This is a genomic window from Salinivibrio sp. EAGSL (assembly GCF_013366455.1).
Lineage (GTDB): Bacteria > Pseudomonadota > Gammaproteobacteria > Enterobacterales > Vibrionaceae > Salinivibrio > Salinivibrio costicola.
On sequence record NZ_JABWMG010000006.1, the window covers coordinates 1 to 14,072 of the forward strand.

Here is a 14,072-nt window from a genome sequence, read left to right on the forward strand (position 1 = left end):
GGGATAAAAATCTCGCTAAAATTTAGGATTGACGACATACTCGTTTGTTATGTGCAAATTTCACACAACCTATTGATTTCATTAACCCTTACAACTGAACTATTAGGCTCAAACTTCGGATTAAACCAAATGGCACTTACTCCAGCATTAATCGCGGGCAGAATGTCATTATCGAGGGAATCACCAACCATAATGAGGGAATCATGACTTACACCAAGTTCTTGGGCTATTTTATGAAAAAACTCAGGTGAACCTTTACCTAAACCTAAATTAGCTTTACAAAAATAACCAGTTAGAAACTGAGCTAAACCAACACGTTCAAATGCTAATTTGATATCGCTTTCAGATGAGTCGGCCGCATTAGTAGCAACGTAAATAAGATGATCTCTTGATAGATTTTCTAGAATCTCATGAGCACCATTAACGGCTTGAACCTCAGTCCAATCACACATTTTTCCTTTTTGATTAGGAAAATCAACCATTAATGTGTCACCCCAATCAAATAAGTATATTTTGTTCAAATATGCCTCCTTGCACATAACGCCTTGCTCACCGGTAAGTTAGGAGCATAGCGAGTAATTTATCCGTGTGCAGCAACTTGTTAGGCCTTGGGTGGTAATATCTTTCGTCTAGAAGAAAGTTCGTATATAGCTTGTATGAGCTCATCTTGGTCATCGTGCTCAGTGATAACAAATAGCTTAACTCCATGCTTTCTAGACAGATTAATCTTTCGTTTATCCCTTTCAATAGTTTTATTAAATGCATCCTCGCCACCAAAGAAGTCGACAGGCTCAAAGTGTTGCTTCCCATGATATTCTACTGCAATTTTCCAGTTCGGAAACCATATATCGAAATGCTGGCGTCCTAACCAAGATGGTTGACCATGCTGTATTACCTTTGTTTTGAAAAACTCACCCTCTAACTTCCTATAAAGCTCAGTTTCAGAAACCCACCCCTCTCCGATCTTGGGGACTCCTAATAACTCCCTTGCTTTATTTTCTGCGTCTTTAGAGATTTCTTTAATTTCCCCCAAATGATCGTAGGCAGAGTAATAAGCTTTTATTTTCCAATTTAACGCAGGTTTATCCCATAAAGGTGCTCCATTGAATAAGCTATGATCATATAAGTTTCCATTTGGCAGCCATGAATCGAATATAGCAAACCAGTCTTCATTTTCTTCACCATATTCAGTAAAACATTCAATAATCTTTTCTTTGTATAACGCTTGATTATTGGTAATAAACTTCGTTTTCCTTCCTCCGCACATTAGCAATATATCAATGAGGTTTGCCTGGAGGCCTATTTTCCTCTGGATATTTATTCTTAGGTTAGAAGAATGAGTACTTGTTCCCGTTAGAACTTTTGGCTCGGTTTTCTCTAAGTAATCGTCATATTTTTCAAGACCAAGAAGGCAGTCGTATGCCCAAAAAAGACAGTAGCTGGATAGTTTATCTTCATGCTTATACAGCTCAGAAATATATATTAGAAACTCTGAGAGTGATTCAAAACCTTTTTTGTTCCATTTAGCTAATAGCTTGTACAAATAGACAAAGACATATCCAATATTGCCATCTATATCAATGAAGTCACCAAGGTCGAGAGATTTTTCGATCTTTCTGTAGAACGCTTTTTGTTGAACATCCATATCCTCCTCAGATGGAAAATACCCACCGAACTCCGGTACTAGCATAAATTTCCTTCGTGTGGCCTAACATTGTATTAGTATGCACGCTCGATTACCCAAAATCGTTATACGCACTCTTACCTTACTAACTGACTGTTATAAATGGAATTTATTGCGTATCATGCATATCTCTTTTCCGCGAAAGTGTGCATGCCGTCTATCCCTACTCGGGCGTTCACACTATCCCCAAGCGTTGAACTGTAACCACATGAATAATAAATTATTTTTATCGCCCATTCCGAGATAGTGTGAACCTGTCACGGATAAACGCGCATGCTTTTTCCTGTATCTAGCCAATAAGCTGATTAACCATCCAAACATTCAACACGCTACCGCCGATCAGTTTTCGGCACCTAACACGCCATTTGATTGGCTAATTTGCGGGTTAGTGTATCAAGCGCTGTGTTGCTTTTCGTGCGCTATTATCCAAAGTGTTAGCCAAGCCATGTTTTGTGAAATGGGTGCAAAAAAAGCGGCCTGGGTGGCCGCTTGGGGTCTCGACGTGGTTTGCCTTACCGCGCAAAGCGGGTGGCGTGGAAGGCGAGGTGTTCATCAATAAAGGTATTGATGAAAAAGTAGCTGTGGTCGTAGCCCGATTGCATGCGCAAGGTGAGCGGGGAGTTGTGTTTCTCTGCCGCTTGTTTCAGGGCTTGCGGGTTAAGCTGCTCGGCCAAAAAGCCGTCTTTATCGCCTTGGTCCACCAGCATCGGCATGGCGGTGGGGCCTTGGGCGAGTAACACGGTGGCATCGTAGGCTTGCCATGTTTGTTCGTCATCGCCTAAATAAGCGCTAAAGGCCTGTTTGCCCCACGGGCACTCGGTGGGATGACAAATGGGGCTGAACGCCGAAATGCTGCTGTAGCGTGAGGGATTACGCAAACCAATCACTAGCGCTCCGTGGCCGCCCATGCTGTGTCCGGCAATCGCGCGCTGGTTGTTGACCGCAAAGTGCGATTCAATCAGCTCGGGCAGCTCATTGGCGACGTAGTCGTACATCTGGTAGTGCGACTGCCACGGCGCTTGGGTGGCATTAACATAAAACCCCGCCCCTTGGCCGAGATCGTATTGATCGGCGTCCGCCACACCCTCGCCACGCGGGCTGGTGTCCGGCGCCACAATCGCCATGCCCAAGGTGGCGGCTTGTTTAAACGCTCCGGCCTTTTGCATAAAGTTTTCGTCGGTGCAGGTCAGGCCCGAGAGCCAGTAGAGCACGGGCACCGGTTGGGTGTTGGCTTTCTCAGGCAGAAAGATCGCAAACGTCATTTTGCCGTTGGTGGCACTAGAGTCATGCTGCCAACGTTGGTGCCAACCGCCTGCGACTTTGTTTTCGCTTATTTTTTCTAGTTGCATGGTTATTCTGCCGCCGCGTTGCCACGGCGGCCGTCCTGTTATTGGTCCATGTGGATCACGCTGCGAATGCTTTTGCCTTCGTGCATCAGTTCAAAGGCGCGGTTCACTTCATCAAGGCCCATGGTATAGCTGATAAATTCTTGCAGGCCAAACTCACCATCGAGGTAACGCTCAACAATGCCGGGCAGCTCGGAGCGGCCTTTTACGCCACCAAACGCCGAGCCTTTCCAAACGCGCCCTGTTACCAGCTGGAATGGACGGGTTGAAATCTCTTGGCCGGCGCCAGCAACCCCAATGATCACTGACTCGCCCCAGCCTTTGTGGCAACATTCTAGGGCTTGGCGCATCACATCGACATTACCGATACATTCAAACGAGTAATCAACGCCGCCGTCGGTCATCTCGACAATCACTTGCTGGATAGGTTGATCGTGATCGTTAGGATTAATCACATCGGTGGCACCCAGCTGCTTGGCAAGGGTGAATTTGCTTTCATTGATATCAATGCCAATGATGCGGCTTGCGCCGGCCATACGGGCACCGATGATGGCTGACAGGCCAATGCCACCCAAGCCGAAAATCGCCACGGTGTCGCCTTTTTCTACTTTGGCGGTGTTCATCACTGCGCCCATGCCGGTGGTGACACCACAGCCAAGCAAGCAAACTTCTTCCAGCGGCGCGGCTTTGCTCACTTTCGCCAATGAGATCTCTGGCAATACCGTGTACTCCGAGAAAGTCGAGCAGCCCATGTAGTGGAAAATGGTCTCGCCATTAATCGAAAAGCGCGAGGTGCCATCGGGCATCAGGCCTTTGCCTTGGGTTTCACGCACCGCGCCACATAGGTTGGTTTTGCCAGATAGACAGAATTTACACTCGCCACATTCGGCAGTATAAAGCGGGATCACATGGTCGCCCACTTCTACGCTGGTCACGCCCTCGCCGACCATTTCAACAATGCCGCCGCCTTCGTGGCCAAGAATAGAAGGAAATACCCCTTCAGGATCGTCACCCGATAGGGTAAAGGCATCGGTATGACATACACCGGTAGCGACGATTCTGACAAGGACTTCACCTGGCTTAGGTAACTGAACGTCGACCTCTTCCATTTTCAGGGGTTCACCTGGCCCCCATGCGACCGCGGCTTTTGATTTGATATGCGTTTGTCCCGGCTTGATTGTTAGTGCCATTGGAGAATCCTTTTTGTTCACGATTACGACCTGACTATGCTAACTAAGTTAGTTTTAGTTATAATCTGGCAAAATTGAAAATCATTATTTCACTTTCGTAATAATATGTGTCAGTGAATATAGACAGGGTAGACGGTAATGGCACCCCATTGGGAAGGATTAAACGAATTTTTATCGGTGGCCGAGCATGGCAGCTTTACCCAAGCGGCTAATAAATTGGACATCACTGTGGTGTCGGTAAGTCGTCGGGTGGCTGCGCTTGAGGCGTATTTGGGGGTGAAGCTGTTTCATCGCACCACCCGCAAAGTGTCACTCACCGACGAAGGTGAGCTCTATTATCAACGCTGCCGCCCACTGCTCGCGGCCTTGGTCGATGCTGAGCAAACCATTACTCAATCGCAAGCGCTTCCTTCTGGGCTGGTCCGCGTCACTGCGCCGGTGAACTTTGGTGAGCAATATATTGCCCCGTTGCTTGCGCCATTTTTAACCGCTTACCCGCAAGTGTCGATCGATTTACACCTGACTAACCGACGCGTAGATCTAACCGATACCGGCACCGATGTGGCAATTCGTATTGGTCACTTACCCGACTCGAGCCTTAAGGCAAAACGGTTGGGATCGCGCCAATTAACCATTTGTGCCAGCCCTGGCTATTTAGCCGCTCATGGCTCTCCTGATTCACCCAGTGCACTCAGTCGCCATACCTGTTTGGTGGGCTCAAATGAACATTGGCATTATCAAAGCAGCGGTAAAATTCGCACACTGACCGTATCGGGAAAGTTACGCTGTAACTCTGGTGTAGCCTTACTCGATGCGGCTAAGCATGGTCTAGGCTTGGCGCAGCTGCCCCATTATTATGTGCAGGCAGCATTGGCAAACGACGAACTGGTTGAGGTATTAACGGATTATCGGGTAGACGATGAAGGTATTTGGGCGCTCTACCCCAGCGGACGCCAGTTACAGCCCAAGGTAGCCGCGTGGTTAGAGTTTCTTGCCGACCACCTGCCCGACCACCAGCTGCGTACAAGCACGTCTGCATCAATGGCCGCACGATAGAAAAATCGCCAGCACGGGGCCGGCGATTGTTGTACGCGCTCATTCAAAGATGAATTAATGACGCGACGCGCGCAAGGTACCTGTTGTCGGTTTGATTGCCGAGATTTTAAAGGCGCCGACATGTTGGTCGAGCGTTTGTGCCAGACCGGCTAAGTCTTGACTGCTGGCCTCTAGACTATGGCTATCTTCCAAACCGGCTTGTGCCGCTTGGTTAACATTATCCATGTTGACGTTGATTTCATTCGCCACGCTCGATTGCTCTTCGGTCGCGGTCGCAACATGGGTGTTCATATCTAAGATGGTGCTTACCTGCGTGGCAATGCTTTCTAGTGCTGTCAGTGCTTGCTCAGTGGCACGGTTACCCTCGGTGGTCAATGCCTTGCTGGTATCCATAGCATCAACGGCATTTTTCGCTTCTTGCTGAAGCTGATCAATGGTCGATTGAATTTCTTCGGTCGATTGTGAGGTTTTAGTCGCCAGGCTGCGCACTTCATCGGCGACCACCGCAAAGCCACGTCCAGCCTCACCAGCACGTGCCGCTTCAATCGCTGCGTTCAAGGCAAGCAAGTTAGTTTGCTCAGAGATCCCGCGAATCACATCCAGAATCGAGACAATCGACTGAGTTCGCTCGGCCAACGAGGTGATCACCGTTGACATGTTATCCATCTCAGTGTCGAGTTGGTTAATCGTCGCGGTTGCCTCGGTCAAGGTTTGCTTGCCGGCTTCGGTTTCGCTGTTCGCCGATGAGGCCGAGTCCGCCGCGCTAGACGCACTTTGCGAGATCTCATTAATGGTGGCGATCATTTCGTTCATTGAGGTGACCACCAACAAGGCTTGCTCGCTTTGTGACTCACCGCGCTTTAATGACTGCGCTGCTTTATCGCGCAATGATCCCGCCGAGCGGCCAAGCTCTTCACCAGTTTCGACCACGTTAGCGATGATTTGGTCGATTTTATCCACAAAGGTGTTAAACGCCTCTGAGATGCGAGTGATCTCGTTATTGCCGGTCACGGGCAAGCGCACGGTAAGGTCACCATCGCCTTTCGAGATATCTGCCAGCGCATGTTCTAAGCCTTTTAGCGGCGCGAATAAACGGCCGAGTAGCCACACCAGTACCAAGGTACAGCCGATAAAAATCAAGCCAATCGCGGTAAGCTGGGCGATGGCGATACCATTGGCGGCAGCATCGACTTCGGTGATGGGAATGCCGACATCAAACGCGCCCCAAAGACGGCCATCGACGTACACCGGCATCATGATGTCGTACACCCATACATCTTGCACATCGGCGTACCAGCGCGAATGCTGGGGCTGACCCTGGCCGGCACCGGCGACGGTATAATTATCGCTGTACACCTTATCAATTTTCTGTCTATCGCTATGGGCAATCGCTTTGATGTTTTTATCAATCATCACTGCGTAGCTGATGTCGTCTCGACCTTTAAGATCGGACACCATGTCTTGCAGATCAGCGGTAGGCGTGGAGGAGTTTTCTAAGATGTATTCCGCACGGTCGGCAAGTAGCTCAGCCTGTGCTTGCGAACGTTTAAGAATAATGCTGTCTATCTCGTCATGCGAGATAAAGGTAGTGGCCGTGATGCTTGCAATGGCCGCAACCGCAAACATGGCACAGACCACGATCAAAATGAGTTTTTTCACTACGCTGCCTTTTTAAATGATGGGGAAGGACTAAAGCCGTCACAACCGGCGCGTAATGTGCCGAAAAATTCAGTGTCGAACAGTATGAGAGACGGCTGACTTCCTCTCTGTACATAATTGTTGAACAGAATCATAGCGGTAGGTCATGAGTTAAACAAGTGATGCTTCGCAAAAGTGAAATTGGGCTGAGAGGTTAGCCGCAAAAATCATGATTATTAGTTGACTGAAGCGAAGCATGTTCGTGCCCAGCATAATCGGCAGTTAAGTGACGCCAAACCGCGTTGCCGGGAAGTAATTAAGTAATTTATGCACGATAAAGCAAAGCATCAAGGTGAGTACAATGGCGACTAAGTTGCTGCTGACTCGATATAAGGCATCGTACATAAAGTCTTGGTTGGGGCTTAAGTATTGCCCGAATAAGATCCCGAGCGTTGCCATGGCCCCAAACCCCACGCCTGAGCCACCGGCCTCTTTTAAATGCGCTTTAGCAAACAACATGGTGCCTATCCAAAGCAGCGGGATCACCAAGATCAGCACGTTAAACCAATCGTATAAAATAACTTGGCAGCCCACCCCATACACCACGCCCAACACAGTGCCAATCGCCCGTTTACGCGCATAACTGAGCGAGCCGTTCCAATGCATCGGGAACAGCAACAACACGGTGGTGGCTTGTGCTGAAATCGAATCGCGCAAATCAAACAGCTGAAAGATAAAAAACGAGACCGTCGCCAACGTCGCGCCCATGAGTGCTTCATGCCGCATCCGATGGGATTGTTTTCCCCCTGCGGGTGCAGCAGGCGGCTGGCGCGGCGTGACATCAGGAATTAACCAGGTGACGAGATACGCCACTGCGACCGATAACACATTCGCGCCCAGGTTACCGAAGATTAAGGTATTGATCGGTAAATCGGGATAACTCGCAAAATGAAGCATGATGCTAAGGCTTAACACGCTGTTGGCACCAAAAAGAAAAAAGCGCCCTTTTGACATGCAGGCAAATTTGTAGGTGAACAACAAGAATACCAAAGGCGTCATTAATCCTGGATGCGCGCCAAATAATCCGCCCAGCAGTCCAACTTCTAACCCACTGATCACTGCTGAGGCCAAAAGCTGACGCGCGGCACGGCCATTGATCACCGGGACAAGGCCGAGCAGCAACATTGGAGTGACGGTAAAAAACACCCCAAAGCTGCAGTCGAAAAACTTACAAATCGCGAATCCTAAGGTCGCGCCGGTGGCTATGCGCGCACATTGGCGTACATCATTATCGCTTAACGGGTGATGCCATAAATTCATTGCACTCGCCCTTAGTAGATGTAATGCAGCATACTCAGAAAACCCACTTGTGCTTTTGCGAGCAGACCGCTTATCGCATGATCAGGCACCAGTTGTACCGTGGCGCGAGCACCCGTTGGGAGGGCATGAGATGGCCATTCATCAAGTTGAATGTGCAGACGCATACGCTGTGCATCGCGTACCCACCGATTGGAATTGGTGGGTGAGGCTAACTGGCCATTAGCATCGATTTGACCTGCACTGACCCCCGCATCAACACTGGTAACATGGCCGGTATATAAAGCGCCGGGCTCACTGTCAAACGCCACTAGCGCGGTATAACCTGCCTCAATATCGCGCACACTTTTCTCACGAAAATCGGCAATCACTTGTGCACGTTCTGACACCAATGCCATGATTGGCTGGCCGGCACTGGCATAGGCGCCCACGTCTAATTGCAGGTTGGTCACTACGCCGTCATGGCTGGCTTTTACGGTGGTATACGATTGATTCAATTGCGCTTTCTTTAACTTGCTCAATGCCACTTGTTCGGCAATATTGCTGGCACCATCACCGCCCCGTTGAATTTGAAGCGCACTGACACGCGCTTTGGCAGCTTCCCATTTGGCGCGTGCAGTATCGGCCGCGCTGATCGCATCGTCACGCTGCTGCTGCGACACACCATTTTTAGCAAATAGAGCTTTTAATCGTGTTGCTTCGCGTGCTTTTTGTGCCAATACCGACGCGAGCGCCGAGACATCTTGGCGCGCGGCCATCAAGGAGGCATCGAGCTGAGCATTGCTTTGTCTGGCCTGGGCAAGTGCGAGCTTTGCTTGGTCGACGGCAATACGGTAAGGCGCGCTTTCAATCCGAAACAGCACATCACCTTGGTGAACGTCTTGGTTGTTGTCGACCGCAAGCGCGCTGACTGGGCCACTCACTTGTGGAGCCACTTTGGTGACGGTGCGTGTCACCATCGCATGAGGCGTGAGTGGCATCGTATTATCTGCGATTAAAAAATAACCGAAAAGGATCAGAAAACTGAGCGCCGCTATTTTTACCCAGCGAGAAAATTTTTCATCCGGTGTCATTCGTGCTTATTACCTTTACTTATCTACATTATGATTGATTAGTGTTGCACTGGAAAGTATCGCGCTGAACAGCGTCGCCCTAACAAGAACGAGGTATCGCCTTGCTTTTTATTCATCTTGAGAAGACGTTACGTAGTCGAGTGCGTTTTGATTGATGGTGACCAATACACGCTCTAAAGCCTCAAAATCTTCAGCGGCGATACCAGACAACAAATGTTTGCGTACCCGCAATACCCGCGCTTCGATACGCGACATTAATTCACAACCACTGTCGGTGACATGGACGGTTCGGGTTCGTTTATCTTCGGGTAAGCAGCGCCGTGTGATCAGCCCTTGTTCCTCAAGGTGCTTTAACGTGCGCATTAACGAGCCCAGCTCAATCTCTAACGCTTGCGCCAACTCACTTTGGCTGATGCCATCGCCCAATCGACGTAACATCCACAGCGCACTCCAGCGCGGATAACTGAGCCCAAGTGGTTCAAGCTCGGAATCGGCTACGCGTCGCCATAGTCGTGCGGTCCGTCCTAGATGTTCAGCTATCGACATATGTTCTGGATGTGAAGCGGTCATGCGATCTCTCCCTCAATCGTGCGCATTACTTAGCCTGCTAAGTAATAGAGCACAAGCAATATAAAATAGTTAGCAGGCTAAGTAAATATAAAAGTGATATAGATCACATAAAAATCGAAGAAGTTCGGATTCGTGCTTGCTCGCTGAGACCGAACAACTCTGATAACCTAATCATCGTCATCTTTCTGTTTATAAAGGCATTACCATGCAAGATCTTTATGATCGTTATATCCGTTATCGCAGTCACCGTGTTGAGGTCCCACTGGATCACAGTGACGCCAATAGTACGCCGATCACTATTTTTGCTCGTGAAGTGGTTGATACACGCCATCACGAAGCAGATCTGCCGTGGCTGGTGTATTTTCAAGGTGGGCCAGGCATGGAGTCTCCCCGCCCCAACGGCGCCACAGGTTGGCTAAAACGCGCATTAGACGATTATCGCGTGTTGTTGCTCGACCAACGCGGCACGGGCTTAAGCGCGCCGGTAAACCACCAAACGCTTGCCTATCTCACGCCTGCCGAGCAAGCAGCGTATCTGAGCCATTTTCGCGCCGACAGCATCGTGAAAGACGCCGAGTGTTTACGTGAGGCGTTAGGCATCAAGCAATGGGCGATCCTCGGGCAAAGCTTTGGTGGGTTCTGTGCCCTCACCTATTTGTCGTTCTTTCCGCAGTCCTTGTCTCGCGCATTTGTCACCGGTGGGATCCCGCCGCTCGAGGGACACGCCGATGCGGTTTATCAAAAAACCTATCAGCGTGTGGAAGACAAGAACCAGCAGTTTTTCGCCCAATTTCCCGATGCACAAGCCCGCTGTCACGAGATTGCCCAGTATTTGCAAAACAATACGGTGACGCTGCCAAACGGTCAGCCGTTTACCGTTGAGCAATTTCAAACGCTGGGACTGAATCTCGGTCGCGGCCATGCCGGGCTACCGCTGTATTACTTACTAGAACGAGCCTTTATAGAGGTAAATGGCGAGCGTACTTTAAGCTATCCGTTCTTAAATGCGATGCAGGCTGACCAAGGGTATTTAACCAACCCGTTTTACGCGATTTTGCATGAATCGATTTACTGCCAGCAGCAGGCGTCGCAGTGGTCAGCCCATCGGGTGCGCGATCAATTCCCGCAGTTCCACTATCAGCCCGATCAGCCGTTCCGTTTTACCGGCGAAATGGTGTATCCGTGGATGTTTGATCAACTGGCTACCCTTAAGCCGCTCAAAGACGCTGCCATGTTACTGGCAGAAAAGAGCGATTGGCCGGCGCTGTATGATCTGGATGCGCTGAAATGCAATACGGTGCCGCTCGCCTGTGCCACCTATGTGGATGACATGTTTGTCGAGTTCGATTATTCCCGTCAAACCTTGGCGCAGATTGCCAACAGTCAAGCGTGGATGACTAACGAATACGAGCACAATGGCATTGGTGTTGATGGTGAGCGGATTTTGAGCCGTTTGATTGAGATCGGCGATCATATTGCCGCAACCCAAGCGTCTGGTCGCGGTTGATTCGCACCGCTGCGGCCAATGGTGTCGCAGCGGACATTTTGTCCCTAACAAACTGTGATCTAATTCAAATCAATTATTCAGGGACAGGGAGGTGGTACGCTATCACTCAATACGGACTCCCCCAGTGAAACGTCTGAAAATATGCCCTTATCGTTATCGCCGCCCCGTATCGCTTACTCCAGGGATTTTTATCTTGGCTAGCCGAATAATTAGACACCGGTCAAGCGCTTGCATGTTAGGTGAATTGGCGTAGTATAAATGCGTTCTCTCGGGGAACAGGACGTTCCCAGCACGGTGTCGGCGCAAGAATGAGTGCCCCCATACATCGTCATTTTTCTTTTCAAACTTTGCGTTCACATAGATGAAAATTGTAAGTAAAACAGGCAAGAAAAGAGCCATCTTTTATAAATCTAGCGTTTTCTTTGATAAATTATGGTCACGCGACAAAACGCCCGTTTCTATTCTTTTGCTCGCCGTTGTCATCGGCTTTTTAGGCGGCGTTGTTGTCACCCTTTTCGAACTCGCGATTCATACCCTCTCTCAGTCAAGAACTGACTGGCTAGACAGCAACATTAGCTCAATGATTCCATTGGGATTACTCGCTTTTATTATCAGTGCCGGCCTGGCCTTAATGGGCTATTGGCTTGTTCATCGATTTGCGCCCGAGGCCGCTGGTTCAGGGATCCCTGAGGTGGAAGGCGCGATGGAAGGCATTCGACCTACGCGGTGGTGGCGGGTAATCCCAGTGAAATTTTTTGGCGGTTTAGGTGCGCTAGGCTCAGGGATGATCCTCGGACGAGAAGGTCCTAGTGTGCAAATCGGTGCCAATATTGGTCGCATGGTCACCGATACTTTTCGCATCAAAGACAGAAACAGTAACCAAACACTGCTTGCATCCGGGGCTGCCGCCGGTCTCGCCGCGGCGTTTAATGCCCCCCTTGCGGCGATCATGTTCGTGGTTGAGGAAATGCGACCTCAGTTTCGCTATACCTTGATCTCGATAAAAGCAGTGATCATTGCCGCCATCATGGCCGATATCGTTTTTCGCTATATCAATGGCCAAGAGGCAGTGATTGTTCTGCCCCAGTACGAGACACCACCACTTGCCTCTTTATGGTTCTTTCTCGCACTAGGTTGTTGTTTTGGCGTGTTTGGCGTGCTGTTTAATTTTTTGATTATGCGGTGTCAGGACTTTTTCCAACGTTTTTATCAAAAAAGTCAAAAACGAATCTGGCTAGTAGGGGCCACGCTAGGCGGTTTCTTTGGCTTATTGCTGATCTATGCCCCAGAGCTGACCCATGGCGGCATTAACTTAGTGCCAGATTTTGTTAGCTTAAACTATTCCATCAGTGCGCTGCTATTTATCTTTATGGCGCGTACGCTGCTGACGGTGATTTGTTTTAGCTCCGGCGCACCGGGCGGCATTTTCGCCCCCATGCTGGCGCTAGGCACCTTGCTAGGCACTGTTTATGGGTTAGTGGTTGCCAATATGTATCCGGATATGGGCATAGAACCGGGGATGTTTGCCATTGCGGGCATGGGCGCTTTGTTCGCCGCGACCGTACGCGCGCCTATCACGGGGATTTTGTTGGTGATTGAGATGACCAATAACTACTATCTGATTTTGCCGCTGATTATTACCACCCTCGGCGCCACCCTTGTTGCACAATTACTTGGCGGCCAACCGATTTATACCGAGCTATTACGTCGCAAAGTGCGCGAGCAAAAGCTGCGGGTTGAGAAATCAGCAGAGTCATGATCGCAGCTAATTGAAAATGGCGGCGCGCTCGCCGCTATTGGACTACGCCCTTACCTGCTCTTGAATGACGTTTGCAATATTGATCGCGCGCTGAGGCAGCTCGCGTCCGGCAAGAGAGGAGAGATATAAGGTTTCACTGACCGGTGTCGGTAAGTAATGAGCTTTAATGGCCGCTTGTTGAGCAAAAGCCGCGACAGCATTGGCGGGCAAGACGGTAAAGCCAAGTCCGCGTGCAACGGGTAGTAAGATAAGACTTATTTGGTTAGAAAAACCAGATTGCTTAACGGGGCGTAACTGCGCCGTTTGATATTGCTCGAAGTTCGCCCCAAGTAATAACTCTGCGTGATGCCTAGCATCTGGGTGATCAATGAATCCAAGTTGGCAGAGTGTTTCCCATGTAGGGTCTTTAATATGGCGCGGTGTCACCAGCAATAACGGCTCTTCGCCAATGGGTTCAGACTGAATATTCGGGTCAACTGGACAAGCCGTTGTTAGGCCAATATCAATGGTGTTATTTAAGATAGCCTTGTTAACATCGCCATTTGGCGCAAAGCGATAGTTAATCGTAAGGGCAGGATATGTCACCTGAAGATCGAGCAAACGCGTATACAAGCGGAGCCCGACACTTCCCGGCGACATAATGCGTACCTCGCCTTCATAGCCGGGATCGCGACTGATGGTTACAGCAAGATTATCCAACGTTTGTAGCACGTCCTTCCCTTGACGATAGAGTTGTTGTCCTGCCTCGGTCAGCACCACGCCTTTCTTTCCTCGAATGACCAACGTTGAAGATAATGACTCCTCAAGCTTTCGCACGTGCTGGCTTACGCCAGACTGCGTCATATAGCATTTATCAGCGGCCTTAGTAAAAGTGCCAACATCTACCAGGGTGCAAAAGGTTTTCAGCCAAACAGGGTTAACCATAACAAAAT

General features: G+C 49.5%; 12 protein-coding genes. 3 read left to right on the plus strand and 9 right to left on the minus strand.

The window, feature by feature from the left end; translation table 11 throughout:
* Positions 1-47: 47 nt before the first annotated feature.
* The 4 genes from HLG76_RS04840 to HLG76_RS04855 form a co-directional block, all read right to left on the minus strand.
* The gene (locus tag HLG76_RS04840; protein WP_254877631.1) at positions 48-521 is read right to left on the minus strand and encodes an HAD family hydrolase; all 474 of its coding nucleotides are present in this window, start codon (positions 519-521) and stop codon (positions 48-50) included.
* A gap of 80 nt (positions 522-601) precedes the next feature.
* Positions 602-1,690 carry a hypothetical protein gene (locus HLG76_RS04845; RefSeq protein WP_175993192.1) on the minus strand — a complete coding sequence of 363 codons (1,089 nt, stop codon included), beginning with the start codon at positions 1,688-1,690 and terminating at the stop codon, positions 602-604.
* 506 nt (positions 1,691-2,196) lie between these two features.
* Positions 2,197-3,033, minus strand: a complete 837-nt coding sequence (gene fghA, locus HLG76_RS04850) for an S-formylglutathione hydrolase (RefSeq protein WP_077460935.1) — start codon at positions 3,031-3,033, stop codon at positions 2,197-2,199.
* Positions 3,034-3,071: 38 nt separating this feature from the next.
* Positions 3,072-4,220 carry an S-(hydroxymethyl)glutathione dehydrogenase/class III alcohol dehydrogenase gene (locus tag HLG76_RS04855; protein WP_077577350.1) on the minus strand — a complete coding sequence of 383 codons (1,149 nt, stop codon included), beginning with the start codon at positions 4,218-4,220 and terminating at the stop codon, positions 3,072-3,074.
* 138 nt (positions 4,221-4,358) lie between these two features.
* Between HLG76_RS04855 and HLG76_RS04860 the strand changes: the two genes are divergently transcribed.
* A complete protein-coding gene (locus HLG76_RS04860; RefSeq protein ID WP_175993193.1) occupies positions 4,359-5,276 on the plus strand; it encodes a LysR family transcriptional regulator in 918 nt (305 codons plus the stop codon).
* Positions 5,277-5,330: 54 nt separating this feature from the next.
* Here HLG76_RS04860 and HLG76_RS04865 read toward each other — a convergent pair whose 3' ends face one another.
* The 4 genes from HLG76_RS04865 to HLG76_RS04880 form a co-directional block, all read right to left on the minus strand.
* Positions 5,331-6,935, minus strand: a complete 1,605-nt coding sequence (locus HLG76_RS04865) for a methyl-accepting chemotaxis protein (protein WP_175993194.1) — start codon at positions 6,933-6,935, stop codon at positions 5,331-5,333.
* 261 nt (positions 6,936-7,196) lie between these two features.
* Positions 7,197-8,234, minus strand: a complete 1,038-nt coding sequence (locus HLG76_RS04870) for a DUF2955 domain-containing protein (RefSeq protein WP_021024444.1) — start codon at positions 8,232-8,234, stop codon at positions 7,197-7,199.
* Between the two features lie 11 nt (positions 8,235-8,245).
* On the minus strand, positions 8,246-9,304 hold the full coding sequence (locus HLG76_RS04875; protein WP_077460931.1) for an HlyD family secretion protein: 1,059 nt from the start codon (positions 9,302-9,304) through the stop codon (positions 8,246-8,248).
* Between the two features lie 108 nt (positions 9,305-9,412).
* Positions 9,413-9,874: a MarR family winged helix-turn-helix transcriptional regulator gene (locus HLG76_RS04880; RefSeq protein ID WP_021024442.1), complete on the minus strand. Its 462-nt coding sequence runs from the start codon at positions 9,872-9,874 to the stop codon at positions 9,413-9,415.
* Positions 9,875-10,079: 205 nt separating this feature from the next.
* Here HLG76_RS04880 and HLG76_RS04885 point away from each other — a divergent pair, with 205 nt between their 5' ends.
* Both HLG76_RS04885 and clcA read left to right on the plus strand, forming a co-directional pair.
* Complete coding sequence (locus HLG76_RS04885) at positions 10,080-11,381, plus strand: alpha/beta fold hydrolase (protein ID WP_175993195.1); 1,302 nt, start codon at positions 10,080-10,082, stop codon at positions 11,379-11,381.
* Between the two features lie 361 nt (positions 11,382-11,742).
* The gene (gene clcA / locus HLG76_RS04890; RefSeq protein ID WP_175993196.1) at positions 11,743-13,140 is read left to right on the plus strand and encodes a H(+)/Cl(-) exchange transporter ClcA; all 1,398 of its coding nucleotides are present in this window, start codon (positions 11,743-11,745) and stop codon (positions 13,138-13,140) included.
* Positions 13,141-13,182: 42 nt separating this feature from the next.
* Here the strand turns inward: clcA and HLG76_RS04895 are convergent, their stop codons facing one another.
* A complete protein-coding gene (locus HLG76_RS04895) occupies positions 13,183-14,064 on the minus strand; it encodes a LysR family transcriptional regulator (protein ID WP_175993197.1) in 882 nt (293 codons plus the stop codon).
* Between the last annotated feature and the right edge of the window lie 8 nt (positions 14,065-14,072).